The 25,026-nt window shown below is 59.6% G+C and carries 26 protein-coding genes, 1 tRNA gene and 4 pseudogenes; 19 read left to right on the forward strand and 12 right to left on the reverse strand.

From position 1 onward, the window contains the following. Positions 1-161: 161 nt before the first annotated feature. Positions 162-362, reverse strand: coding sequence for a hypothetical protein (locus tag IB265_RS32170; protein WP_192495782.1), 201 nt, complete (start codon positions 360-362; stop codon positions 162-164). 262 nt (positions 363-624) lie between these two features. Here IB265_RS32170 and IB265_RS32175 point away from each other — a divergent pair, with 262 nt between their 5' ends. Then, on the forward strand, positions 625-1,518 hold the full coding sequence (locus IB265_RS32175; RefSeq protein WP_112995772.1) for a Ku protein: 894 nt from the start codon (positions 625-627) through the stop codon (positions 1,516-1,518). 14 nt (positions 1,519-1,532) lie between these two features. Continuing rightward, positions 1,533-2,345 carry a Ku protein gene (locus IB265_RS32180; RefSeq protein ID WP_192495783.1) on the forward strand — a complete coding sequence of 271 codons (813 nt, stop codon included), beginning with the start codon at positions 1,533-1,535 and terminating at the stop codon, positions 2,343-2,345. Positions 2,346-2,389: 44 nt separating this feature from the next. On the opposite strand, the gene IB265_RS32185 is transcribed toward IB265_RS32180, so the two are convergent. The 4 genes from IB265_RS32185 to IB265_RS32200 form a co-directional block, all read right to left on the reverse strand. Beyond that, on the reverse strand, positions 2,390-2,893 hold the full coding sequence (locus IB265_RS32185) for a DUF4334 domain-containing protein (protein WP_309140548.1): 504 nt from the start codon (positions 2,891-2,893) through the stop codon (positions 2,390-2,392). Next, complete coding sequence (locus IB265_RS32190) at positions 2,886-3,782, reverse strand: hypothetical protein (protein ID WP_057250029.1); 897 nt, start codon at positions 3,780-3,782, stop codon at positions 2,886-2,888. Before IB265_RS32190 ends, IB265_RS32185 begins: the two co-directional genes overlap by 8 nt. Positions 3,783-3,788: 6 nt before the next feature. Continuing rightward, positions 3,789-6,422 (reverse strand): DNA ligase D, encoded by a 2,634-nt coding sequence (gene ligD / locus IB265_RS32195; protein WP_192495785.1) that lies wholly within the window; start codon positions 6,420-6,422, stop codon positions 3,789-3,791. 94 nt (positions 6,423-6,516) lie between these two features. Beyond that, a complete protein-coding gene (locus tag IB265_RS32200; RefSeq protein ID WP_057250028.1) occupies positions 6,517-7,410 on the reverse strand; it encodes an SDR family oxidoreductase in 894 nt (297 codons plus the stop codon). Positions 7,411-7,716: 306 nt separating this feature from the next. Between IB265_RS32200 and IB265_RS32205 the strand changes: the two genes are divergently transcribed. Beyond that, entirely contained in the window at positions 7,717-8,106 is a 390-nt protein-coding gene (locus tag IB265_RS32205) for a hypothetical protein (RefSeq protein ID WP_057250025.1), read from the forward strand. Positions 8,107-8,197: 91 nt separating this feature from the next. Here the strand turns inward: IB265_RS32205 and IB265_RS32210 are convergent, their stop codons facing one another. Both IB265_RS32210 and IB265_RS32215 read right to left on the reverse strand, forming a co-directional pair. Beyond that, positions 8,198-8,602: a hypothetical protein gene (locus IB265_RS32210; protein ID WP_057250023.1), complete on the reverse strand. Its 405-nt coding sequence runs from the start codon at positions 8,600-8,602 to the stop codon at positions 8,198-8,200. Between the two features lie 731 nt (positions 8,603-9,333). Further along, positions 9,334-9,898, reverse strand: a pseudogene (locus IB265_RS32215) (PIG-L deacetylase family protein); the annotation flags it as partial. A gap of 61 nt (positions 9,899-9,959) precedes the next feature. On the opposite strand from IB265_RS32215, the gene IB265_RS32220 reads away from it, so the two are divergent. Beyond that, a tRNA-OTHER gene (locus tag IB265_RS32220) sits at positions 9,960-10,033 on the forward strand. Positions 10,034-10,039: 6 nt separating this feature from the next. On the opposite strand, the gene IB265_RS32225 is transcribed toward IB265_RS32220, so the two are convergent. Both IB265_RS32225 and IB265_RS32230 read right to left on the reverse strand, forming a co-directional pair. Next, entirely contained in the window at positions 10,040-10,264 is a 225-nt protein-coding gene (locus IB265_RS32225; RefSeq protein WP_057250019.1) for a hypothetical protein, read from the reverse strand. Between the two features lie 368 nt (positions 10,265-10,632). Further along, positions 10,633-11,289 (reverse strand): DUF6766 family protein, encoded by a 657-nt coding sequence (locus tag IB265_RS32230; protein ID WP_057250017.1) that lies wholly within the window; start codon positions 11,287-11,289, stop codon positions 10,633-10,635. Between the two features lie 192 nt (positions 11,290-11,481). Here IB265_RS32230 and IB265_RS37090 point away from each other — a divergent pair. The 5 genes and pseudogenes from IB265_RS37090 to IB265_RS32250 form a co-directional block, all read left to right on the forward strand. Continuing rightward, positions 11,482-11,731: pseudogene (locus IB265_RS37090) on the forward strand (AbrB family transcriptional regulator). Next, positions 11,683-11,955 (forward strand): annotated as a pseudogene (locus IB265_RS37645) (hypothetical protein); the annotation flags it as partial. The pseudogenes IB265_RS37090 and IB265_RS37645, both read left to right, overlap by 49 nt. A gap of 78 nt (positions 11,956-12,033) precedes the next feature. Then, complete coding sequence (locus tag IB265_RS32240) at positions 12,034-12,309, forward strand: type II toxin-antitoxin system Phd/YefM family antitoxin (RefSeq protein WP_057250013.1); 276 nt, start codon at positions 12,034-12,036, stop codon at positions 12,307-12,309. Further along, positions 12,309-12,641: a type II toxin-antitoxin system RelE/ParE family toxin gene (locus tag IB265_RS32245; RefSeq protein ID WP_057250011.1), complete on the forward strand. Its 333-nt coding sequence runs from the start codon at positions 12,309-12,311 to the stop codon at positions 12,639-12,641. The genes IB265_RS32240 and IB265_RS32245 overlap by 1 nt, the downstream gene beginning before the upstream one ends. Positions 12,642-12,695: 54 nt before the next feature. Further along, a pseudogene (locus tag IB265_RS32250) lies at positions 12,696-12,833 on the forward strand (transposase domain-containing protein); the annotation flags it as partial. Here the strand turns inward: IB265_RS32250 and IB265_RS32255 are convergent. Continuing rightward, positions 12,814-13,047: a DUF6429 family protein gene (locus IB265_RS32255; protein WP_112995767.1), complete on the reverse strand. Its 234-nt coding sequence runs from the start codon at positions 13,045-13,047 to the stop codon at positions 12,814-12,816. The pseudogene IB265_RS32250 and the gene IB265_RS32255 overlap by 20 nt on opposite strands. 514 nt (positions 13,048-13,561) lie before the next feature. Here IB265_RS32255 and IB265_RS32260 point away from each other — a divergent pair. Together IB265_RS32260 and IB265_RS32265 are read left to right on the forward strand one after the other, a co-directional pair. Further along, on the forward strand, positions 13,562-13,762 hold the full coding sequence (locus tag IB265_RS32260) for a type II toxin-antitoxin system VapB family antitoxin (protein WP_057250007.1): 201 nt from the start codon (positions 13,562-13,564) through the stop codon (positions 13,760-13,762). Beyond that, on the forward strand, positions 13,759-14,142 hold the full coding sequence (locus IB265_RS32265) for a type II toxin-antitoxin system VapC family toxin (protein WP_057250005.1): 384 nt from the start codon (positions 13,759-13,761) through the stop codon (positions 14,140-14,142). Before IB265_RS32260 ends, IB265_RS32265 begins: the two co-directional genes overlap by 4 nt. Positions 14,143-14,581: 439 nt before the next feature. Here IB265_RS32265 and IB265_RS32270 read toward each other — a convergent pair whose 3' ends face one another. Continuing rightward, positions 14,582-15,223, reverse strand: a complete 642-nt coding sequence (locus IB265_RS32270; protein WP_057250003.1) for a peroxiredoxin-like family protein — start codon at positions 15,221-15,223, stop codon at positions 14,582-14,584. A gap of 997 nt (positions 15,224-16,220) precedes the next feature. Here IB265_RS32270 and IB265_RS32275 point away from each other — a divergent pair. Both IB265_RS32275 and IB265_RS32280 read left to right on the forward strand, forming a co-directional pair. Then, the gene (locus IB265_RS32275) at positions 16,221-16,493 is read left to right on the forward strand and encodes a hypothetical protein (RefSeq protein WP_113133077.1); all 273 of its coding nucleotides are present in this window, start codon (positions 16,221-16,223) and stop codon (positions 16,491-16,493) included. Beyond that, positions 16,490-16,723: a hypothetical protein gene (locus IB265_RS32280; protein WP_057250000.1), complete on the forward strand. Its 234-nt coding sequence runs from the start codon at positions 16,490-16,492 to the stop codon at positions 16,721-16,723. The genes IB265_RS32275 and IB265_RS32280 overlap by 4 nt, the downstream gene beginning before the upstream one ends. A gap of 232 nt (positions 16,724-16,955) precedes the next feature. Here the strand turns inward: IB265_RS32280 and IB265_RS32285 are convergent, their stop codons facing one another. Continuing rightward, positions 16,956-17,849: a GNAT family N-acetyltransferase gene (locus IB265_RS32285; RefSeq protein ID WP_057249998.1), complete on the reverse strand. Its 894-nt coding sequence runs from the start codon at positions 17,847-17,849 to the stop codon at positions 16,956-16,958. A 244-nt stretch (positions 17,850-18,093) separates the two neighbouring features. On the opposite strand from IB265_RS32285, the gene argE reads away from it, so the two are divergent. From argE to IB265_RS32315, 6 genes are all read left to right on the forward strand, one after another. Further along, a complete protein-coding gene (gene argE, locus IB265_RS32290) occupies positions 18,094-19,218 on the forward strand; it encodes an acetylornithine deacetylase (RefSeq protein WP_057249996.1) in 1,125 nt (374 codons plus the stop codon). Positions 19,219-19,240: 22 nt separating this feature from the next. Then, on the forward strand, positions 19,241-20,164 hold the full coding sequence (locus IB265_RS32295) for a glyoxylate/hydroxypyruvate reductase A (protein WP_057249994.1): 924 nt from the start codon (positions 19,241-19,243) through the stop codon (positions 20,162-20,164). Between the two features lie 26 nt (positions 20,165-20,190). Next, a complete protein-coding gene (locus tag IB265_RS32300; RefSeq protein WP_057249992.1) occupies positions 20,191-20,544 on the forward strand; it encodes a cupin domain-containing protein in 354 nt (117 codons plus the stop codon). A gap of 350 nt (positions 20,545-20,894) precedes the next feature. Next, positions 20,895-22,358 carry an aldehyde dehydrogenase gene (locus tag IB265_RS32305; RefSeq protein WP_192495786.1) on the forward strand — a complete coding sequence of 488 codons (1,464 nt, stop codon included), beginning with the start codon at positions 20,895-20,897 and terminating at the stop codon, positions 22,356-22,358. Between the two features lie 10 nt (positions 22,359-22,368). Continuing rightward, positions 22,369-23,412: a tartrate dehydrogenase gene (locus IB265_RS32310; protein WP_192495787.1), complete on the forward strand. Its 1,044-nt coding sequence runs from the start codon at positions 22,369-22,371 to the stop codon at positions 23,410-23,412. A gap of 19 nt (positions 23,413-23,431) precedes the next feature. Then, positions 23,432-24,886 (forward strand): NAD-dependent succinate-semialdehyde dehydrogenase, encoded by a 1,455-nt coding sequence (locus IB265_RS32315; protein ID WP_057249986.1) that lies wholly within the window; start codon positions 23,432-23,434, stop codon positions 24,884-24,886. Positions 24,887-25,026 lie beyond the last annotated feature (140 nt).

The raw sequence follows: 25,026 nt of genomic DNA on the forward strand, positions 1-25,026 counted from the left end.
GCTGTGGCAGCCGGAACATTTGACCTTTCTTTCGGGGTTGTCGTGCAGGCGCGTTAGGGAAAGCATGCACGAATGAAATGCCTTCCTATCACCACGAATTTGCTATTCGACTGACCAGGAAGATGCCGAACCCAGGCAGCGACATTGATCGCGAATTCAGCTCACGATGGCACGTGCATCATGCGGAGAAGCCACCGTTTCTTATCGAGTCGGGAGCGGCCGGCTTCGGCTTCTCTGATTGTTAAGCGCAGCACCCGCTCGACTTCGGCGTCTGCCTTGTCGTCGTCAACAAAATGCAATCTGGCGGAAGCGCGCAGAATTGCGACCAGTTTCCGTTCATGGGTTTCGAGTGTGCCGGCCATGAAGCTACAACGACCGGAACTCCGAGCGGTTCCGCGCTGCGCTTGCTTCTTTGGTGAGCATCGGGCGAGTTCGGAAATGCCCTCGCCGCTCCTGTTCCTCACGGAACCACAAAGACCCCACTCGGTTACAGAGCAGCTCCTATAGTTCCAATCCAGCCCTTAACCGCATCCAGTAAGACGCAGACCAGGTCGACGTGAAGAGGCGTGGAACGTTTGTCCGCTGACAGGGTTGAGCCTTATTCGGATCTGGAGGATTGGTGTCATGGTTGCCCCAAGAGCGAACTGGAAAGGCTATATCAAGTTCGGGGAAGTGACCTGCCCGGTCGCGCTTTATACGGCCGTTTCATCGTCGGAACGCATCAGCTTCAACACGATCAACCGAAAAACCGGAAATCGAGTCAAGCGCGAGTTTATCGACAGCGAGACCGGACGTCCGGTCAACGCCGACGACCAGGTGAAGGGTTATGAGGTGGATGACGGGCGATATGTAGTGCTTGAACCCGAGGAGATTGCCGCTGCGGTCCCCGACAGCGACAAGACCCTGAAGATCGAGGCGTTTATTCCTTGCTCACAAGTCGACACCACTTACTTCGACAAGCCCTATTACCTTGCCCCCGACAAGACGGGGGGCGAAGCTTTCGCGCTCCTTCGCGATGGGATGTCCAAGGCGAAGGTCGCGGCGATCGCCAAAACCGTGCTTTTCCGTCGGATGCGAACCGTCCTGATACGGGCACATGGTAAGGGGCTGATCGCTGCGACCCTGAATTTCGACTACGAAGTGCGATCGTCGGAGGAAGCCTTCGCCGGCCTTCCCGACCTGAAGATCGAGGGCGAGATGCTCGAACTTGCAGAGCACATCATTCGCACCAAGAAGGGCAGTTTCGATGCCGGTGCTTTCGACGACCGTTACGAGGCGGCCGTCGCTGAACTGGTGAAAGCGAAAATCGAGGGGCGTTCTCTGCCGAAGAAGAAGGCGCCCATCGCATCCAAGCCGGGCGATCTGCTCAAGGCGCTTCGCGAGAGTGCCGGCCTCAGTGCGAGCAAGTCGAAGTCCAAACGAAAAGCCGCCAATGCCAACACAAGCGCCTCCCGACAAAAGGCGGAAAAACCCTCTGCCAAGTCGAAGCCGGCGGCGCCGTCGCGCCAGGCCAGCTGACAGGAGATTGAGACATGGCTGTTCGCCCCTACTGGAAAGGCTATCTGAAGCTCTCACTGGTAACCTGCCCGGTCCTGATGATACCGGCGATATCAGAAAGCGAGAAGGTTCGCTTTCATACGCTTAATCGCGAAACCCAAAATCGCGTTGAGAGCCGCTTCGTCGACGCGGTAACCGGAAAAGAGGTCAAGGAAGAAGACGAGGTCAAAGGATACCAGCGCGGGGAAGACGAATACGTCCTCCTCGAGGATGAGGAGCTCGAGACCGTCGCATTGGACAGCACCAGGACCATCGATATTTCGACGTTCACCCCGCGAGACAGTATCGAATGGATCTGGCTCGATACCCCGTACTACCTGTCTCCGAATGAACCGGTCGGCGAGGAGGCTTTCTGCGTCATTCGCGACGCGATGGAGGCCCAGAAAATGGTCGGCATTTCACGGCTGGTCATCTCGCGCCGCGAACGTGCCGTCATGCTTGAGCCTCGTGGCAAGGGCATTGTTCTGTGGACGCTGCGCTACGGCGACGAGGTTCGTGGTGAAGCCGCCTATTTTACCGCAGCCAGCGAGGTGAAGGCGGACTCCGAGATGATGCCGCTCGTGCAGCGACTGATAAAGAAGCTGACAAAGGACTGGAACCCCAAAATGGTGGCCGACCCGGTGCAGGAACGTCTGGTCGATATTATTGCTGCCAAAAAGAAGGCCATGAAGAGACCCGCCAAGGCAAAGCCCGGATCATCGAGTTCGCAAGCAACGCCGAACAACGTCATCAACATAATGGATGCTCTCAAAAAGTCGGTCGCAGCGGAAAGCCGCGGGCGAAAATAACCACCGCGCAACGCTCCGCCACAGCCGGCGAACCGAGGCACCTTTTAGGTCATTCGCTCCAGCTCAAAGGCAAACAAGCGATCGTCATTTCGTATGGCCATCAGTCCCATGATTGCGTTTTGATCGATCCTGCGAAAATGGTCGATGATCGGCTGATCGTCATAGATGAGGGCCGCACTTGCCGCGCCCTCAAACGTCATCGTCTTAAGCGAGGCGACAGGGCCTTTGGCTTGAAAACCGCGCTGGACCCAGGAAAAAAGCGTGCGGGCAAGCCGCGTTCTTCCGAACTTATGAAAGCGAAGCGCAAGGTTCAGCGATACCCATTTCGGATCGATGGCCCGAAGCCTTCGACCTCCAGCGCGAAAGAGCAATGCGTCTGCCCGCAGGTCTGAATTAAACCGTTTGCCGAACCAGCCAAGGTTCTCCAGCACGCCGTCGAAGGGATGACCAGTCGGAATTCCCCGGCCCATCCAGAGGCCCTCGAGTTCACATGGTTCGAGAGGTGACAGCCGGCGAAATCGCTCCACTGCCCGTTGCTGGTCATCCACCGGATTGGCTCTTCTCGCTATTGCGCCTTCCGGCTTTCGTCTTTGACCGGGCTTCGCGGCGCGCCTGTCGCAACTCATCAAGCATCGGAAACCACCACCCGCGCTTAAGGTCGGCCGATGTGGGTGGCGTTCTTTCGGGCCAGGTTCTTACAAGCTCCTCCAGTGAGCCCCGCCGCCACGTAGCCCAGACAAACAAGTCGTCATCCGGAGCCGGAAAATAGAAATCGCTGACGGTTCCGGCATCCGCAAGCTCACCGTTGGTCCCGGTGAAGAAGACCACTCCAACATGCGTGGCGATCGCGCGCTCAAAGGGCGGGCTGTGACCCAAGGATATCGGGTAGCGCTTGCGACGCCTTTCCCTCGCCCTTGCCTTCGAGTCCTCTTCCTCTTCCGTACCTTTCAACGCGTCTCTACGCGCTTTCCTTGCTTCAGGTTCGCTGCGCTCGGCCTCGGCTTCAATGTCCGCCCAGCGTTGACGAAGTTCAAAGAGCGAACGATAGGGTACGGTCCAAAGGCGGCGATCCGCATCCCATCGCGCATAAGGTATCTCGCGGATCTCGTTGACGATAGACCGTGAGTAGGGTGTGCGGATCTCCAATGCCGTGGCGCCTGCGTTAAGATATCGGCTTTCGATCGGCTCGAATACGAACGCGTCCCTGCCCTTCTCGTCGGCAAAAATGTCTTCTTGCGCCTCCAACTCCGCACGCCAGCGTCCGATCCGTCGCTCAGCCGTGCGGCCTGGCACGAACCAGGCATTCAGTCGGTCGCTCCACCGCGCCCGCGGAAACGCTTCGCGAAACCGTTCGACGGTTACGCGATCGTGCGGCAGGTCGGTGGTTGCGCCAATGCGGGCGCCTTCTGACGGCTTGGCATCGTCTTTCTTGTTCATGACAGATCACGCTGCCTGCTTGGCCTTTGCAAGACGCTTTATTACCTGCTCGAGGGGCCGCTCGCTGTCGCAGTAATCTTTCCACGCGATGGTTTTCGCAAGCAGCGCCGGCACCGTGCGCACGGTGAAACGCTTCGGGTCGAGATCGGACTTCACCTGTGTCCACGTGAGAGGCATCGATACCGTCGCACCGGGCCGGGCTCGCGGTGACAGTGGGGCGACTGCCGTAGCCATTCGATCGTTGCGCAGATAGTCGAGGAAAATACGCCCCTCCCGCAGGCTCTTCGTCATCTTGATCAGATATAGATCCGGATTGTCCTCAGCCATTTCCCGGCACACGTCGTGGGCAAACCCCTTGGCCTCTGTCCATGAGAGCCGCTTGCGATTTCCAACCGCAAGCGGCGTGACAACATGAAGCCCCTTGCCACCTGTCGTCTTGCAGAAGCTGACAAGGCCGAGATCATCGAGCCGGTCGCGCATTTCCCTTGCCGCAGTAACAACCGCGGAGAATGGCACATTGGGTCCGGGGTCGAGATCAAACACCAAGCGTCCGGGAATTTCGGGACGACCGGGCTTGCAATTCCAGGGATGGAGTTCGATGCCGCCGATTTGCGCGATCGCGGCGAGGCCCTCTACACGATCAACTTGCAAGTATGGCTTCTTGTCTCCAAAGACTGTCACAAGTTCGAGAAGGTTCGAAGTACCGGGTAGCGCGTGGCGCTGGAAGAACTGCTGACCGGCAATTCCGTCAGGCGCACGGATGATGGAGCAGGGCCTCCCCCGGATGTGATCGATGAGCCAGGTCCCGACGGCCTCGTAGTAACGAGCAAGATCTTCCTTGGTGACGGGTTCACCGTCGCCGGCGTCCGGCCAGAGGGGTTTGTCGGGGCTGGATATCAGGACACCCATGATCTCTGCTTTTTGCCCTTTGCGGGACAAGGTTGACTTGAACGTTCGCGTCGCTTCCGGTGTCGGCGTTTTTGCGGGCGACGCTGGCTTGTCGGCCTTCACTTCGATGGCCGGCTTGTCATCGCGAAGCCCCTTAAAGGCAGCCTGCCGAACAAGCCCATCCGCCGTCCATCCTGCGAACTCAATCTCGGCAACAAGTTCCGGCTTTACCCAGACAATCTCGCTTCCCTTCTTCGGTGCGCCAATGCCCGTGAAGGGTGATTTTTTGACTTCCGCCTGTTTCAGCTTGGCAAGCAAGCTTGCAACTTTCTTCGCACCAAACCCCGTGCCGACACGACCGACGTAAACGAGATGGGTGCTTCGGTAGACGCCAACCAAGAGGGACCTGAACCGACCATCGGTCTTCGCATAGCCACCGATCACCACTTCGTGGCCAGCGCGACACTTGGATTTGACCCAGGTGTCGGTCCGGCCCGACTGATAGGGAGCGTTGGCGCGTTTGGAGACGATGCCCTCCAGGGACAGCTTGCACGCGGATCGAAGCACCGCATCTCCACTTGTCTCAAAATGCTCGACAAAACGAAGTCGAGGATTGTTTCCGGCTTCGCCGAGTACCACCTGCAGGCGGTCCTTGCGTTCGGCGAGCGGATCGGCTCGCAAATCTTCGCCGTGACGGAACAGGAGGTCAAAGGCAAAATAGACGAGATTGCCGGTCCTTCCTTCAGATAGTGCCGCCTGGAGTGCGGCAAAATCCGGAGCGCCGTTTTCATCGAGCGCGCAGACTTCGCCGTCGATGATACAATCCGGCAATGCGGATGCGGCTTCAGCGATCTCCCTGTATTTGCCAGTCCAATCAAGCCCTTTTCGGGTTTTTAGCGTTGCCATGCCGTCAACGACGCGCAATTGGATTCGATAGCCGTCGAACTTGATTTCGTGCAACCAGTTGTCAGCGGCCGGTGGACGTTGGACCGTTTCGCAAAGCTGCGGCGCGATGAAATCCGGCAGAGTTCCGTCCTGCAACTTTGCCAGCCGCTTTCGCGACTTCTTCGGTTCTACCCACGCTAAACCTTGCTTGCTATCCCAGACCGCATCCGCCTCGACCGCGCCCTTTGTCTGCATGAAGGCGCTCGGCTTGCGGCCTTTGCCATTCGCTATGTCGTCCATCTTTCGGCCGGAAGCCACGGAAGTCGTATGCTGCTCCAGCACTTTGGCGCCGTCTTTCGCGACGGAAAAATCGTCGTGGTGCTTGATCAGCAGCCAGTTTGATCGTTTCCCGCCAGCCCGGTCGTTGCGCATGCGGACCAGCACGAAACTGCCGTGAAACCGGTTTCCGTCCAGCGAGAACTTGAAGTCTCCTCTCTTCAGCGCCGCCTCTGGAGACTTTTCCCCCTCGAATTCCCAATAGCCTCGGTCCCACAACATGACCGTCCCCCCGCCATAGTGGCCCTTCGGGATCGTCCCTTCGAAGTCGCCATAATCGAGCGGGTGGTCCTCGACCTCGACGGCGAGCCGCTTGTCATGTGGGTCGAGGGAAGGCCCTTTGGTAACAGCCCAGGATTTGAAGACACCGTCCAGCTCCAGCCTCAGGTCGTAGTGCAGTCGCGTGGCATCGTGCTTCTGGATGACGAAGCGCCGGCGGTTCGAAGATGCGACATGTGCCTTGCCGCTCGGCTCCTGCGTTTGCCGGAAATCGCGCTTGTTCCTGTAGGTCGATAGTCTGTCTTCAGTCATCGACATCGCTCACAGATTGTTTTCCGCCCTGCGCTGGTCATGTCCGCAAGGCCCGCTCCAAAGCCGGTCCGAAGCAGCGAAGGCCGTCGAGGCATCAGTCTACGCCTTTGCCACCGGTCGCACCGTAAACCTCGCCGTTAACGAAGCTTGCTTCCTGCGAGGCGAGAAACACGTAGATGGGGGCCAGTTCCACCGGCTGGCCGGGCCGGCCGAAATCGCTATCCTTTCCGAAATTCTTCACCTTCTCGTCAGGCTGTCCGCCACTCGGCTGCAAAACTGTCCAGAACGGTCCTGGAGCCACGACGTTGGCCCGAACACCTTTTCCGATCAATTGCTTTGCAAGCGCCTTGGTATACGCGACGATCCCCGCTTTGGTTGTGGCGTAGTCGAGCAGAATTGGAGAGGGTTGATAGGCTTGAATGGATGCTGTGGTGATCACCGAGGCGCCGGGGGGTAGGTAAGGCTCGGCGGCCTGAGCAATCCAGTGCAATGCGTAGAGATTGGTCTTCAGCGTAGCGTCGAAATCCTCTGACGTTACAAGCGACACGTCTTTGCGAAACTGTTGGCGAGCCGCATTGATCACCAGGATGTCAATCCCATCAAGCTCCCGCAGCGTTTGCGAAACCAGCTCCCGACACCAATCTTCATTCTTCACGTCGCCGGGCAAACCCAGGGCCTTCCTCCCCTCCGCTTCGATCAAATCTATGACTTCTCGTGCGTCCGGCTCCTCCTCCGGCAGATAGGAAATGGCGACGTCTGCCCCCTCACGCGCAAACGCAATCGCTACGGCGCGTCCGATACCTGAATCACCGCCGGTGATGAGGGCCTTCCGCCCCTTCAGCCGATTTGCCCCTTGGTACGTTTCTTCGCCATGATCAGGTTTGGGATGCATTTCGCCAACGAGACCTGGCGCGGGTTGCGGTTGCGGTTCGAAGGGTGGCGAGGGGTATTGCATTCGGGGGTCCTGCATAGTCAGACGATCGGTCATTGGGCAATCCTCACGTGATGTATACGCAATAAACTCGTCTATTGATTTGGGGTTCCGACAAGGCAGGACGATCAAGGCCTACGATGACGACGGTGGCGCTTGCAGGCGGCCCTCCCGCACCGTTTACAGCTCTCGGTCTGCGGAGACGGTTGCAGGCCGGATGGCTAGGGAGCTTGACTGCCATTGCGTTGGGCCAAAAAGATCCTCGTGCTGCAGGACCCCGTTGAAACCGCCGATCCATCGGAAGCTCGGAACAACTGACGCTCAAACGGGTTCTAGTCTTGGTCCTAAATGGAGGCAGCCACAATGAACATTGTCGGGCAACAGGTTTTATCTGATCCAGGCGGCATAATGACAGTCGAATGGGTCGCAGAAGGCGGCGACGTGATTTCTGTCCGTCTGGAAAGCTCGCCGGACGATCTAGGCGTCGATGCCGCCGTGGCAAAGGCGAAGGCCCTGATGGTGCAAGTGGCCACATTCGGTGACGTCGAGAGCGACAGGGCCGATGAACCTGACGTTATCGGCTCGCCTGCCGTTGAATCATTGCGGAGTGCTCGTAGCGCCAAGGACACCGGTACGTTGGAAGAGCAGCTCGACGAAGGATTGAAGAACTCCTTTCCCGCCAGCGATCCACTTTCCGCCACTGGAAGTTCTATCACCACCGGACGGGCGGGATCTCCCGACACAGACACGTGATCCCCCAGACAGTGCAAAAGATCGTACTCAAAGGACAATCGCACAGCCGTAGCCGAAGCAAGCGCAACCGGCCCCGTGCGCCTATTCTCACCTAATGCAAGAATGAATCTATCCGTTTTCTATCGTTTGCCGTCGCGCGGCGGTTGATGATGGTGCGTCCGCGGCCATCCTTCATGATGTAGCGGCCATTCACAATCTCTTCGGTAATGCCGCCTTGGTGGCGAACGCCGACATCCTGCCCATTTGCCTTTGCGTTCCCACGACCGGAGCTGTTGGACTTCGAATTCCCACCGCTGTTGCCGCCAGCATTCCCACCTCCGCTGCCGCCACCACTCCCGCCATTTCCGCCCCCGCCTCCATTACCATTGCCAGCGAAGGCGCCCGTCTTGACGACCGCAAGCCCGGCGCTGGACATTTCGAGGCTGTAGGGCAAAGAGATGGCGAGGATGCAGACTGCCGGCCAGAATGCTGTCAGGATCATCCGACGCGTGATCATAGTGTCTCCACGGCTTTTCGTACGCAAAACGCACTTAGCGCGGTGGGCAACGAACTGCCTTTGCCCCTGACTGAGACCCACAGTCAAACTCGCACCAGCCAAAAAAACGGCTCCCTGAGGAGCCGGTGAGGTAGTCAAGGGGCCATGGTCAGGGTCGATTCTGGCCCCGGTTGTCTGCATTTGAAAGCATGCGAGGCTAGAAATTCATCGATTGTCGCTCCGGCGTGCGGAGCTTCTAAGAGAGGTATGGTGGCGCTAATGGTTCCGCTATGGGACTTCAGTCCCAATGCTCGCCGCAAAGGTCTTAGTCTTACTTCGGTTGTCCGGTCGCTGGGTTTCCCGTTTTTTCCTCGGACGCAGTTTGGATCCTCTCGCGCAAATGCCTTTAGGAGTTGCAAAACCTCAGGCCAGAGATCTGAACGGTCGCGTAAACATCGACTACCTTCTCTCGTGGTTGCATCAGTCCGCTGCCGACAAGGTTCGAGAGGCGTTGCGGACCTCGCCCTGTACCGCGTTGTCGGCGTCCAATCCCCCATGGCTCGATGCGTAAGATTTTCAGTATCCGATATAGCGATCCACTCCGGCAAAAGGACCGGCCTGAGCAGTTGCACGCCTAACTTTTTTGACGGCTTTTGCCTGCCGGCACGCAGCGCTGGGGTTACATTCAGCTCACGGGCAGCCATGTTACGCTGGAATGACGCGCAGAGGCTTCGAACCGGTTAATTATGGTTGTCGAGATGATGCGAAATGTCGACGAAGATGTTCGGTGTGAAGGCGGGCGTTCAGGTAGGGCGCGTTCCAGTTGGTCTCGGACAGCGTTTCATAGGCCAGGATACGAAGGGGAAAGCTTTCCTGGTGCGGTCGGCTCGCCACAAGCGCCGACAAGAAAGTCAGCTGGTGGTCTCTATGGATATCGCCTGGAAACGGGAGAAGGCTAGTTTCGGGTGACAGGGAGCGAGCCAAACCCGAAAGCGAACTGTTGACGGCCGAATGCCCGGCAAGATCGAGACCGACCGCCTCAAAGCCTAGCCAGAAGGTTTCCTCCACCCCAAGCAGCGCATGAGCCTGATTAGCTTCCGACCGGACTTTTGCGACGCTTTCTGCCGAAAAGGCGGGCGGGCGCCCCTCAGTCACGATCGCCACGAAAACTCGCTCGCCTTCCGCGGCCAGACGCGCAATCGTTCCGCCTGCACCTAGCACCTCGTCGTCGGGGTGAGGTGCGATCACCAGGGTTCGACCGAACGAGAGCGGAATAGGCTGTGCCGGAGCCTTGCTTGCTTCATCGCGCGTGTTCATCGACGGTCTGCTTCCACGGCTCCAGGGTGGAGGCACCAGCAATTATCAAGTTGCCATCTCACCAGGCTTAGCCAAGCGGTAAGGCATCCGCCTTTGGCACCAACGTCCCACGTTCGAACCGTGGAGCCTGAACCAATGTTACTACTGCGCCGCGGAGAAGCTGGTGGCGTCGTCGCCCTCTCCGTGGGCGAGGAACTGCACCAGGGCAGATAGGAGTTGTTCCGCGGTCGCGCGATCCAGCATGACCTCAACGACTTCATCTTGCTCGGCCATGAGTTGAAGGCGACCAAGCAGCGGATCAGTAGAGATCACTTCAATGTCGTTGCCCTGATATTCAGCCTCAAGTGACGCCCAGTGGTTTTCCATATCCGCCTCCAACGACGATGTGTCACCAGCCCATGCAGGTATCGCAGATCGGGTTCTCTGGGTCGGTTGCTTCCCATGAGGGCATTGGGTTGCGACAGTGGAGACATATGAGATCCATCCGTTGTAGCTCGGCACTGCGCGCCGCTGCTCTCTGGCGTTGGTCTGGCGTTTGCATCGCATCAGCACGGCGCTTTAGCTCAGCCGCTATCTCCTTGTCGGTGAAGCCAATCATTTTCCCCTCCATGATCCACCGGCAGCAGGATCGCCCACCGGTTTAATATAAGCAAGTGATGAAATAAGGCGCTTCTCCACCGGGGGCATGTGTTTGATTAACTGCGAGGCCCGCCTTTGATATCTTGCAAGGTCGCTCACCCCGTTTTCCCGTGGGGCGCAGCGACCGCTTTCGATTCGGGTGAGCCCCGGAATCTCAGGAAGATCGAGAACACGACGATAACGGCTGTCGAAAGGAACTCACTTTGCCAGTTCTGGAAAGACTCGAACCAGAACTGCGCGCTGACGAGATGCTCGGCAACCGAGGCCGCTGGCTGTCCGTGCATCAAGGCTTCGGCATTTGCAGCCTCGCTGCTGTAGAGGAGATGGAGGACGAAGGTCAGGAGGAAAAGAAGACCGAGAGCAAGGCCCAATGAGTAGGAATATAACCACTTCGCGAAACCGCCGACGCGTACCGGCCACGGAGCTTCCGTGTCATCCGGCTTCAGTTCAGGGCCTTCGTCCTGTTCCGCCAGTTCGTCGGGGTCCTTCGATTCGGCTGAGCCGCGCTGATACAGGAAAGCTGTGAGCATCACATAGGCCGACATTTGCAGGAACTCCGATTCCCAGTTTTCAAAAAGCGATGAGAAGAAGTGTCCAGATTTTGCGTAAGCGGCCAGCCCGATCTGAGCCGAACGGTGATCGGCGAGCTCGCGTACATAAACGCTCCATCCGCTGAATAGCATTCCCGCAACTGTGGCGAGCCACAGAGCGACTAAGACAATGGAGAGCCCGTTATCCCTGAGAAAGCGCATTTTTTCTCCCCTTTAGGCGTGACGCGACTTGCATGTAACTGCGCACTGCTCATCCTGTTCCAGAGATAGCGTTCAGCTCTGTGTTATAATGCAATCATCGCAACGGCTGCGAACGCGATCACTGCAGTGGCTCCCCATCCGACGGCCAGCATCGCTCGCAACGCCGTGAACACCTTCATAAGATCCCTACTGCTGACCACCATCATCATTGCTGCCATGATCGGCACGGTGGTGCGCCACCTCTTGGGTATAGTGCCTGGGAGCAAGGCTGATTTCCGTCGCGCGCCGGATGGAAGCATCGAGCTCGTCCATGCCGCCAAAAAACAGCAGCCCAGCCGCTGGCAAAGGGCTGGATACTGACGCGATCATGGCCCTCACCCGTGGCGATGTCGCGAGCTCCAGGGAGACCATCGACCCGGGCTTTGGGGTCATCGTGCCTTGAAGCCTGCCGGCGGCTATCGATTCCTGGAGATCTACCTGTTTGGAGGACCCGCAGATTCTGTTTCAAAATACGCGGAGATGCACTTGGAGCAGCCGAGCGGTGATCTTGGAAGTTTCACCAGAGATCCCATCTGGGCGGAGCTTTCAAAGCAGATCGCAACTGGGACAATCGCCCTGACAGCTACTGAGTGGCAAAGCTCAGGTTCTTGGCGGATGAATCTCTAGAGGGCTTTAATGCCGGACCGCTAATTTGCATTCGACCATTTAAAGGCCTATATTTTGGTCCAAACGGGGACCCGACCTATGAAGCTCTCGCAACAAGTCAAACCGATCAGCTATCTCAAGGCGCATGCACCCGAGATCGTTCGATCGCTCGCCGAAAATCGGGAGCCCGTCGTGCTCACCGTCCATGGCGAAGCGAAAGCGGTGCTCCAAGACGTCACGGTGTACGAGGAAACCCAAGAGACAATCGCCCTCCTGAAGGTGTTGGCGCTGACAAACAAGCAGGTCGAAGCGGGCAAGCTCCGTCCTACATCTGAAGCGTTCAAACGAATCCGGCAACGCGTGTCCGGGACCTGATGTCTTACAGAGTTCTATTCTCCGAAGACGCGGAACAGGACATCGAGGATCTCTATCGCTTCATCGCCGGCCGCGAGGGGGTGGAAACTGCCGAGCGAATACTTGGTGAACTCGAAGCTGCAGCTTCGAGCCTTGAGGACATACCTGCTCGCGGAAATGTGCCCAAAGAACTCGCGCCCGTTGGGATCACAGAATATCGCGAGCTACACCATAAACCTTGGCGGATGATCTACCGAGTCGTGGGCTCGGACGTGATCGTCTATTGCGTCGCCGATGGGCGGCGAGACATGCAGTCATTCCTCGAAAGCCGTCTGTTCCGAGCCACAAACTGAGCCCGTGTTGACACTGCGCTACGCTCTTCTGACTGCCTTTTTTCGGGCGCGTCAATCAACGACGTCGACCCGAAGGCGTGGCTTGTCGATGTGTTCGCCCGCATCGCCGATCTTCCCGTCTCCCGCCTGCACGAACTGCTGCCTTGGCAATGGAAGTCGAACAAAGGGACGACTATTGCGGCGACCGCGTAAACAGCTCCCGGAACAACGCTTGCGAACGCTCCAAGCCTTCATCGGTCAGGACCAATGACTTCGACTTGTTGACCGGGTCCCCGATCATGCCCTTCTTGTGAAGCCGATCCGTCGCTGCCCAGTCGAAGCCCTTCCAGGCACAACGCTCGTTATGCAGCGTCAGCCACAACAGCGCCAAAACGGCATCGTCGATCCTGTCCTCATCGATCTCCATGAACCGACATTACCACGCGCGGCGCTCAAAATCCCGCGGCCCTGCTCGGATGGATACGATACTCCGCATGTTTCATGCAGAAAATGCCCCGATCAGCGGGCCAAATGAAAGGTGGGGGTCCCTACGGGCTTACATTCAAATCCGCCCTTCCAAATCAACGAGCCGAATCTCAGACTTAAATCACGCCGATAAAAGGTGAGGAGTTCGTGGCGCTCACGAAAGTCCATTCGACTGCGGCCTTTGCCGGATGCTTAGCAATCTTCGGCACATCATCAATGTGCGCAGAGAGTTGGGGTGACGGGCCGCGCCTTGATGGGCGAACCCGCGGCCCTTGCAGTTTTTGAGGGCTAGGATGCGCAATCGCTTTACGCACGGTGGCGCTCATCACGCGACAAACACGTCCCGCGTTGCCGGCTTTGTACATCCTACGGCGGGCGTATCAGAGTGGGGGGTAGGCGTAGATTTCATCACCAATTGGTGCTATTTGTAAGTACCACAATCAGGAAACCAAACGATGCGATCGACTATCAACCTCGACGACACGCTCATGGAAAGGGCTAGGTTCCTAACCGGCACGAAAGAAACCGCCGCTTTGGTCCGCCAAGCGTTGGAGACGCTTGTTCGTGTTGAGTCGGGAAAACGCCTCATCGCGCTCGGGGGAACTATGCCGGATGCGGGGGCGGCCCCACGCCGCCGGAGCGCAGCGGCCAAGTGATACTTGCTGATACCTCCATCTGGATTGATCATTTTCGACATGGCGATGCGGAGTTGCGTAGGATTATTGAGGACGATCATCTCCTCTGCCATCCGGCCGTGATTGGTGAATTGGCACTTGGCAGCCTTCGGGACCGGGGTAGCGTGATAGCTTTCCTGGCGGCTCAACGTGAAGCGTTCGTCGCAACGCACGACGAAGTCATGATGATGATTGATCGCCACGCCATTTTCAGTATGGGCATTGGCTACACGGATGCCCACTTGCTGGCCTCAATTCTCCTTGATCCGCGAGCGGCCTTGTGGACCAGAGACAAGCGTCTGCGGGCAGCGGCAGAAAAGGCGGGGGCTTTACTGCATACCCCTGCCAATTCGCGGAACTAAATGCTGAATCCAAACGATAGCCGTTGCTCATGCTCGTCTGTGGTTGAGCCGCCAGAGCGCAGAGTTCCGCTCGATAAATTATGAACATCCGGCTGGTTCTCGCCGCCTAGAGCCGGCTCGTCCTAGACGCGCTACGCGCGATGAGGAAGGTGAAGAATCGACCCAATCCTGACCTCCACTTCGCCAAGGAAAATCAGGAAAGGGTGTGGAAACTTGCCATATGGCGCGCCCGTCGGACCGGCGTGATTGCGGCAAGGAGGGGACGTCGCCCCGCCCATGCGCGAGGCCTGCTCACTCTAGCGTCTGGTCGCTCCGCGGCCGTTGAATGGAAATCGCTATGAATCCCACGGGCAGACTTTAACCCTCCGCGCCTGAGCATCGTCTAAATTTACAGAATCACCACAGGACGGTGGTCGTCGAACGAGTTTTCAGCAGCCTATTAATGTGTAACTTGGGAAGCTGCCGACATCAATTCCTCGGGAATCGGTGCCCTGAACGTATTGAGGCCAGCCTCCAGAACTTCAGTGAAGCTCCAGCGTACGATGCCCCCTCGGTCGATCAGGAACTGACCGACAAGCTGCCCCTGGCTGGAAGCCATCGCCTGCTGATCGGCTTCCGTAATCTCATATCCTTCCTTCTTGTTGAGAAACTCGTCCATTGCCATGACATCCATAGGCTCGGGCAACTCGCCCGGGAGATGGACCCGTATCGCCATGACCGTGCCCATCCCGACCTCGCGCAAGCCGAAAGCACGGTGCGAGGCCCGCTCCGGGTCGGATGCGGTGAGAAGATCGGGCGCCGGGTGGTAACGGAAATAGAGCCGCGCCCGCTCGACTGGCGTAATGACGACTGCTAGGCATTCGACGCCTTTCTCACGCAGAGCCGGCTTAAGTTGCGCCATCGCCGCGACATGGCGCCGGCAGAACGGACAATGTAGGCCGCGAAACATACCGAGCAACAACGGGTTACGGCCTCGAAAATCATCGAGCGCGATCTTGCCGTCGCGCGATATCGCATCGAGCACTATATTCGGCGCCTGGTCGCCCGGCTGCAGCGGGCGGTCGACACTACTCGTGGACATGGACTACCTCCTCGCCCCGGATCAGTCAGGAAAAGGCAGCACATCCAGCTTCGGCGTTGGGCCTATGCTGGGGACGCAAAACTTCCTGCGCCAGAGCAAAAATAGCGTTCGGCCTCCGCCATCTTGTCGAAGGTCGTGATTACGCACTGCAAGCCCATCATAACACGAAAAGAGCATCCGCGGGTCGCCCGCTAGCCGTCTCGCGCGCCGCGGTAAACTGTGGGTCGTCTCATCCGTGCCACCGGACGATACAGCGGCGAGACCGATTTGGATCTTCCACATACGCACGTCCTAGCGGTGTTCAACGTCTTGAAACTTGGGCGGCCCCGATGTGACTGGACACGAAATGTGGTGAATAACCCCAGACGAGCGCACGCCCGAATGCTCTTAAGCTGAAAGTCAGTTTTCGACCTCGTTTATGACGTTAAGTCTGCAACGACCAAGGTCGTCAACGGGGTCGGATCGCCACACTCGCAATGTCAGACGATGGCGCTGCCTGCACGTTCCGATCGGAAGGCCGAAAACCACCCGAGACGATCGGAAGCCGGCAACATGCCGCCCAGACGGGGATGTCGACTCTTTTCCCTCGCCATGATGTGAGTCGAACCTTAGCCCACCGACAACTTCGAACGATGAATCTCACAGAGCGCGCCCCAGCCCCAAGCGACGTAGCGCTCTGGGGTCAGCCTGCGGCTGGATCAGGCTCGGAACCGCGAGAACCTCTTCATTTACGACCTCGTGATCGGCCCGGCGCGGTAGGTAATCCCTTTTTGAAATTACAAATAGCTAAGTTGAGGTAGGAAGCTGCTGGGGGAGTACCCGTTCGCTGTAGGGCTCAAGTCTTAGGTGGCCCGCCAATGGTCTGAGGTCAATTGCGGTAGAAACCAATCGCCGCATATTCTGTTTTCAACCAAGGCGTTACCGCCTCAGCGCCACGGTCACATACATGGCTCGGCTGGAGCTCAAAAGAACAATGAGGCCGCTCGGGGAAACTATGATGCAGGTAGACTTACCGAAAATTGTCCCTCCCACTCGCCAGACTAGATACGAGCAGAGCAGTGATGAATGCCAAGAAGCTCTCAAAGAGGCGTTCGGCGCCTTCGCCGCTTATTGTACGGCGGCGGGCTGGTCCGACGATGAGGTCGCCGTCGCATTGATCGAGATCGCTGATGAGCATCTTTGCTCTCTTGCCATTTTGGCTGACTTCTCCGGCGTTGTCCTTGCCCCAAACCTTACTAGGGGTCCGAAAGCAGAAGGAACCTCAGCATGAGCAATGCGGCCCTGTTGCACCTGATGAACGAAGAAGAAATTCCTGCATTCGTGGCAAACGTGATCGAGGCTGGGTGCCACATCAACTCTGTGGGGCACAACATGTACGTGATTTGCGACGACGAGGAACAGGAGGCCGTCATCGAAGAGCTCAACCGCATCTGCGAGAAGTACGGCGACCGAGACTCAATCCGGCGGGAGATTGTAAATTACCTATGGTCGATCGGCTGATACGTAGAGATCGCCTCTGAAGGCACGGGCACTAGGGGCTGCCTAGCGAATATTGACGCCCCGCCGCAGCGATGTACGCTGCCCGTCATGTCCCTCACCACCGCTTTCATCTCTGAGCTCGTTTGGGCGGACAACCAGGTCGAACACCCAAGCTCGGTATTCGCGCGCCGCCCTTCTAATGCAAGACAGGCTTGCAGCAATCGCCAGATTCCGCCCCCACCATCGCCGCAAGTCAGCCCAGCGCGTGGCTTGCCAGCCCGTAGAGGTTCGGTCCAGGTACTACGACCGCTGCGCATTTGCCCCGCCGGGACATTGCGAGCACTGTGTCGAAGACGGTCAGGCCGGATTGCGAGAGGGATGTGGCGAAAGTGCCGGTCTCGACTGGTGTGTCGAGCCGCAAAAAATGACCTTCGTGGGTGGAGACATGTTGCCGGATCACTGCGACGGCGTCCGCATCAGTTTCTGCCACGACCGGGCCAATGACATGCCCCCTGCCGAAAGGACGGCAAAGTGCGAAAGCGCACAGCCGACCGCCGCGAACCAAGCCGTAGCCTATGGATTGTGCAAAGAGCTTGCCGATCAGCGTCGCCCTCGAAACACCGAATGCCCCTGCATCCAGCTCGACGACCGCGGCGAGGTCCTCCCCTTCCAGTCGCCGGACCACCGGCTGCTCCGTTGGCGTAACAGAGTCGGTCGGCCGGCGGGCAATGCCCTGGCATTGGTATATGGTCCGTATAGGCTCAAAACCGAGCGAATGGTAGAGGCGGCGGGAGGCCCTCGTCGCATTGAGCCTCAGATCGCGTCCCTGGCAATCCGAAAGCACGTGGCCCATGAGCCAACGCCCAGCGCCGTTTGTCTGCAGCCGCGGCGAAGTAATCACCATGCCTATGGTCGCGAAATCATCCCCGTGCGGAAACCACATGGCCGAACCTGTCAGCCTGCCGATTTCATCAAGCGCCACATAGCCGCGGCCGACCTCGCGCAGGAGTTGCAAGTCCTCGGCGCGAAGCGGCCATCCGACGGAAACCGACAGGGCGTGCAGTTGCTCGAGATCGGCGCTTTCGATCCCGGCTATGCGCATTTCGAAACTGTCAATGACTTTGGATTCGGATGTCGGTGTGTCCACTCCTTGCCTCCCGTCCCTGCCGGCGTCTTGTCTCGTCCCGCTTTCCAACCGGCCCGCGGCCAAAACCTTTACCCGTTAGACTAGGACGGTGCGCTCGATACAATTCACTTGAGAGGCCGTCTGACGCAACACAATCCTCCAAATCCGACGCGCTTTCGGCATGTAAAGCCTGGATAGGCTTCTAAAGTACTGGGCATGATCGACGGCGCCGACCCCAGCGAACCGGGATGCTGTGAGGACAAGAATGCAGGCAGTGGAAATCCTCGAAAAGCTCGTCGGCTTCCCCTCCGTCGTCAGCACCCCCAATAGTGACATCGTTGCCTGGATCCGCGGCTATCTGCAAAACCACGGCATCGCCGTCACCCTGCTTCCCGGCCCGGAGGGCGATCGGTCTAACCTGTTCGCCACGATCGGTCCGAAAGAGGTGCCGGGCTATATACTTTCCGGTCACATGGACGTCGTTCCGGCGGCCGAAAGCGGCTGGACGGGCGATCCCTTCCGTCTGCGTCAAGAGGCGGGCCGACTCTATGGGCGGGGCGCCACCGACATGAAGGGTTTCTTGGCCGCCGCCCTCGCCGTCGCGCCAAAGCTCGCCGAGATGCACCTGCGCCGGCCGCTGCACCTCGCCTTCTCCTATGACGAGGAGGCGGGCTGCCGCGGCGTGCCACACATGATCGCGCGCCTGCCGGAACTCTGCGCGGCGCCGCTAGGCGCAATCATCGGCGAGCCGAGCAGCTTACACGCGATCCGCGCCCACAAGGGCAAGGCCGCCGCCAGACTTACGGTCAAGGGTCGTTCCGGCCATTCGTCGAGGCCCGACATGGGACTGAATGCTATCCATGCCATTGCGAGCGTCTTAGCACGGGCGGTCGCCGAAGCCGACCGACTGGCCCGGGGTCCTTTCGAGTATGTTTTCGAGCCGCCCTACTCCTCTCTGCAGATCGGCACGGTGAAGGGCGGCCAGGCGGTCAACATCATCCCGGACACCTGCGAGGCCGAGTTCGAGGCACGGGCGATTTCCGGCGTCGATCCGGCGGAACTGCTCGCGCCGATGCGAGACGCGGCCGAGGCGCTGTCGGAACGCGGCTTCGAAGTGGAATGGCAGGAACTGAGCTCCTATCCGGCACTTTCGCTCGGCCCCGATGCGCCGCTTGCGCGGCTGCTGGAAGAATTGACCGGTCTCGAGTCTCTCCCGGCCGTCAGCTACGGCACCGAGGCGGGACTTTTCCAACGGGCTGGCATCGACGCGATCATCTGCGGCCCCGGCGAGATCGGCCGCGCCCACAAGCCCGACGAATTCATCCTCGTCGATGAGCTCCTGGCCTGCCAGGCGATGATCGAGCGGCTCGGCGAATGTTGCCGCGCCTGAGGCATGAAGAAGGAGACGCGTGATGACCTTCCTCTTCAATTCCGACGCAAAACGCGGTGCGATTTTCGCCGAAGCCTTTTCGCGTGAGCTTGCGGACGTTCCTTTCGCCAAGGATGCGGCGGCGGTCGATCCGGATGCGGTGCGCTACCTGATCACCTGGACGGTTCCCGAAGATCTCTCGCGCTATCGCAACCTTGAAATCCTCTTCTCGATTGGCGCCGGCGTCGACCAGTTCCGCATCGAGGCCGTGCCGCCGCATGTGAAGGTCGTGCGCATGATCGAGGACGGCATCGTCCGGATGATGCAGGAATATGTGACACTTGCCGTGCTCGCGCTTCATCGCAACCTGCCGGCCTATCTGGACCAGCAGCGCAGCGAACATTGGCGGGCCATTTCACCGGTTCAAGCGTCGGAACGCCGCATCGGCGTACTCGGCCTCGGCATGCTCGGCACCGCGGTGCTCGAACGATTGCAGCCCTTCGGCTTTCCGCTATCCGGCTGGAGCCGCAGCGCGCGCCAACTCGAGGGTGTCAGATGCCTGCACGGTACTGACGGTCTCAACCATCTGTTGGGCTATACCGACATCCTCATCTGTCTACTGCCTTTAACCGACGAGACGCGCGGCTTTCTCAATGCCGCCCTCTTCGCCAAGCTCCCGACCGGTGCGGCGCTCGTTCATGTCGGCCGCGGTCCGCAGCTCGATCACCAGGCACTTCTCGAGGCAATCGACACCGGCCATCTCTCCGCCGCCGTCATCGACGTCACCGATCCCGAACCGCTGCCAACGGGTCATCCCCTCTGGAGCCACCCAAAAATCCTGCTGACGCCGCACATAGCAAGCGTCACCCAACCAGAAACAGCCGCCGAGGCCGTGATCGAGAACATCAAGCGTCATCGGGCCGGACTTGATCCCATCGGGCTCATCGATCGCCGCCGCGGCTATTAAGCTCTCAATCCTAGGAAAGGAGACCCATGTCCCTCTTGAAGAACATCGACACCAATCCCTCTTTCCCGCCGCGCGAGTCCGGTCCGCTTCCGGAACGCCTGATCTCCGGCAGTCCCTCCTTCAAGACCTGGGCTCAAGACGTGGCACGGGGAGAGATGATCCATACAGGCGTCTGGGAGGCGACACCCGGAGAGACGCGCTCGATTAAGGGCGAGACATTCGAATTCTGCCATATCCTCTCCGGTGTCGTCGAACTCACGCCGGAAGGCGGCAGGCCGGTCGTCTACAAAGCCGGTGACAGCTTCGTCATGAAGCCGGGGTTTGTCGGTGTCTGGAAGACGATCGAGACCGTACGTAAGATCTACGTAACGGTCATGTAGTGCCCGCAGCGCGATCCGATCGAGGGCCCCTTGATACAGGCCTATCTCCCTCGGATCGCGCTCAAACTGGTTTCGGCGGAAACTTGCCGGCAACCGGCATCCTCGCCCACCACGGCACGCTCGCGGCTTTCTGGCGTGTCGTCGCTGCTCAAGCCCGGCAATCGCTTTCTCGTGCCCCTCGGATTGCTCCAGCGCATCGCCGATACGTCACCGACCGGCCATCTCATCCTCCGAAGATTTCGCTGTCTCGTCACCGAAAACGTAATTTTCCGCCGTCGCCGCATCGCCACTCGATGCATGCTGCTCGCGTTCTTCCGGTAGCCTCGCATGAGATTATCCGAGGACCCGCTATGACTCTCAGCTTTGACCCCGACACTCTTCCCCTGCCCGTAGGGCACTTCATCGGCGACCGGCTGATCCCTGCCGAGGGCGTTATCGACATGCATCGTCCGTCCGACGGCAGGGCCTATGCGGGCTGCCCGCTCGCGGGTAAGGCACTCGTCGACCGCGCCGTCGAAACCGCCAAGAATGCGCTGAAGACGAGCAACTGGGGCGGCGTGCGTCCGCGCGAACGCACAGTCGTGCTGCAGCGCTGGGCCGACCTGATCGAAAGCGAGGCGCAAACCCTCGCCAGGCTCGAGGCGCTTTCCTCGACCCGACCGGTCGGACACCTGATCGCCGGCGATATCGCCGTCAGCGCCGAGCAGATCCGCTTTTTCGCAGAATTCGCCGACAAGGAAGGCAGCGACCTCGTGCCGACTGATGACAACAATCTCGGCATGGTGATGACCGAGCCCTATGGTGTCGTAGGCGCCATCACTCCGTGGAATTTCCCCGTTTCGATGGCCGCCTGGAAGCTCGGCCCCGCGCTTGCCGCCGGCAATGCCGTCGTCTTGAAGCCCTCCGAAATGACGCCATTTTCGACCGTCTATCTTGCCGAGCTTGCAATCCGCTCCGGCCTGCCGGCCGGTCTCGTTAATATCGTGCTGGGCGACGGTCCGGTGACCGGCACTGCCCTCACCGGCCATCCGGACATCGCCAAGGTCAGCTTCACCGGCTCGACCGGCGCCGGCTCGGCCATCATGGCCAATATCGCCCGCACCGGGGTCAAGCCCATGACGCTTGAACTCGGCGGGAAGAGTCCTCAACTCGTATTCGCCGACGCGGACCTCGACAAGGCTGCCGCCGCGATCGCCCAGAGCATGCTTTCGAATGCCGGCCAGGCCTGTGTTGCCGGCTCCCGTCTGATCGTGGAGGAAAGCGTTGCTGCGCCGCTCGCCGAGGCGATCGTCACGCACATGAAGGCGGCGAAGCCGGGTCCGACCTGGGATGAGGCGAGCGGGTACTCGCCGATCATCTCGAAGCGCCAGTTGAACCGCATCGACGGCATCGTCGAGGCTGCCGTTGCGGCGGGCGGCGAATGCCTGTTCGGGGGCGCCCCAATGGATGCGCCGGGCTATTTCTATCAACCGACGTTGATGGCCGTTCGCGACAGCTCCTCGCCAGCGATTACCGAAGAAATCTTCGGTCCTGTCCTGACCATGCAGACCTTCGCCGACGAAGAGGAGGCACTGGCACTCGCCGATCACCCGACCTACGGCCTGGCCGCTGGCCTCTTCACCCGCGACCTGTCGCGCGCGCTGCGGCTGACGCGGCGACTCCAGGCAGGCACCGTCTGGATCAACCGTTACAATCGTTCACGCGACCACATCCTGCCGACCGGCGGCTATAAGCGCTCCGGCATCGGCAAAGATCTCGGACGCGAGGCCTATCACGCCAACCGCAAGAGCAAGAGCGTGCTCATCAGCCTATAGGGAGGCCTCCATGAAATCCTATTCGATCGCACTCATCCCCGGCGACGGCATTGGCCAGGACGTAACGGATGCGGCCTGGCAGGTCCTTTCGACCGTTGCCAGGCACTCCGGCTTCTCGCTCACCGGCACGCCCTTTCCGTGGTCCTGCGCCTTTTACAAGGAAACCGGCGCGATGATGCCGACGGACGGCATAGAGATCTTGCGCCGCTTCGATGCGATCCTGCTCGGCGCCGTCGGTTGGCCCGCGGAAGTGCCAGATTCCGTCTCACTGCACGGCTTGCTCCTGCCGATCCGCAAGGCCTTCGTGCAATATGCCAATATCCGCCCGCACCGGCTGCTGCCGGGCGTCCAAGGTCCGTTGAAGGCGGACAATTTCGACATCCTCTGCATCCGCGAGAATACCGAAGGCGAATATTCCGGCGCCAGCGGCCGCGTGCATCAGGGAACGGGCGATGAGGTCGCGGTCGAGACCTCGATTTTCACGCGCACGGGCGTCGAACGGATCCTGCGCTTCGGCTTCGAGCAGGCGCGACAACGCCGGGGCAAGCTCGCTTCGGTGACCAAATCCAACGCCCAGAAATACTCCATGGTGTTCTGGGACGAGATTACGCGAGAGCTCGCCGCCGAATACGCGGATGTCGAGGTGACGAGCTACCACATCGATGCGATGGCCGCCCGCATGGTCATGGCGCCCGAGAGCCTCGATGTCGTGGTCGCCTCGAACCTCTTCGGCGACATCCTGACTGATCTCGGTGCCGCCATCCAGGGCGGGCTCGGCTTTGCGGCTTCCGCCAACATCAACCCCGATCGAAGCGCCCCGTCGATGTTCGAGCCGGTACACGGCTCCGCACCCGACATCGCCCATCTCGGGATCGCCAACCCCATCGCCGCCATATGGTCCGGCGCGATGATGCTGGACCACCTCGGAGAAAGTGAAGCCGCGCGCATTGTCATGACCGCGCTCGAAAGAACGACCGCCGGCGGGATCGGCACCGTGCCGGGCAAAGACAAAACCGAAACGATTAAGGCGGCGGTGCTTGCCGCGCTCAACTGATCTTTAGAGGAGAGAAATCATGAAGTTGAACGACAGGGAACTTTTCCGGCAAGAGGGCCTCATCGACGGAGCCTGGCTGGCCGCAGCCTCGGGTAAGATCGTCGACGTTTTCGACCCCGCTAGCCGGACGCGCCTCGGCACCATTCCGGACATGAGCGAAGAGGAAACGCGCTCCGCCATCGAAGCCGCCAATGCCGCCTTCGGACCGTGGAAGAAGAAGACGCATGCCGAACGGGCCGCATTACTTGAGCGCTGGTATGCGCTGATGATCGAAAACCTCGAGGATTTGGCTCTGCTCTTGACGATGGAACAGGGCAAGCCGCTCGACGAGGCGCGCGTCGAGATCCGTTACGGCGCTTCGTTCGTCAAATGGTTCGCCGAGGAGGCTCGTCGCATCGGCGGCCACACCATTCCCTCTCCGACGGCCGATCGGCGCATCGTCGTTCTGAAAGAGGCGGTCGGCGTCTGCGCGATCGTGACGCCGTGGAATTTCCCGAACGCAATGATTACCCGCAAAGTGGCACCTGCCTTGGCGGCCGGCTGCACGGTGGTGATCAAGCCCTCGGAGTTCACGCCCTTTTCAGCGCTCGCCCTCGGAGTTCTGGCAGAGCGCGCCGGCATTCCCGCAGGCGTGATCAACATCGTCACCGGCATGCCGACCGCAATCGGCAACGAGTTCATGGCGAACGAAACAGTACGCAAGATCTCCTTTACGGGCTCGACGCGCGTCGGCTCTCTCTTGATGAGAGGCGCGGCCGACAGCGTCAAGCGCCTCTCGCTCGAACTCGGCGGGAATGCCCCCTTCATCGTCTTCGACGACGCCGACCTTGATCTGGCGGTCGAAGGCGCGATCGCGTCCAAGTTCCGCAATGGCGGCCAGACCTGCGTCTGTGCAAACCGCATCCTGGTGCAGGCCGGCGTCTATGACGCCTTTGCAGAGAAGCTCGGCGCACGCGTTAACGCAATGAAGGTCGGCCCCGGTACGGAACCCGGCATCGCGATCGGACCGATGATCAATGACGCGGCGATCGACAAGATCGACCGCCACGTCGAGGACGCGCTTGCCAAGGGCGCGAAGCTTGCGGCGCGCGGCAGGTCGGTGCCGGAGGGGAGACAATATAAGGCCCCGATCGTGCTCACGGGCGCCACCACCGAGATGCTGCTTGCCAGCGAAGAGACCTTCGGTCCAGTCGCACCGCTCTTCCGCTTCGAGACAGAGGAGGAGGCAATCGCCATCGCCAACGGCACGCCCTTCGGCTTGGCTGCCTATTTCTACACTGAGAGCCTGAAACGCTCGTGGCGTGTGGCGGAAGCACTCGAATTCGGCATGGTCGGCCTCAACACCGGCGCCATCTCCACCGAAGTCGCCCCCTTCGGCGGCGTCAAGCAATCCGGCCTGGGCCGCGAGGGCGCCCAGGTCGGCATCGAGGAATATCTCGAGATGAAGAGCTTCCACATCGGCGGACTGGATTAATGCATGTTGCCCAAAAGTGTGCCGCGGCTTTTGGGACAAACGGCAGGCACAAACAAGGGATCTACGGCGCGTCGCGTGATTCGATTGAACGCGACGCGCCGTAGGTCACGACGATCTTGGGTCGAATCGAAGCCTAAAAC

The organism is Ensifer sp. ENS10 (assembly GCF_014852025.1).
Classification (GTDB): domain Bacteria; phylum Pseudomonadota; class Alphaproteobacteria; order Rhizobiales; family Rhizobiaceae; genus Ensifer.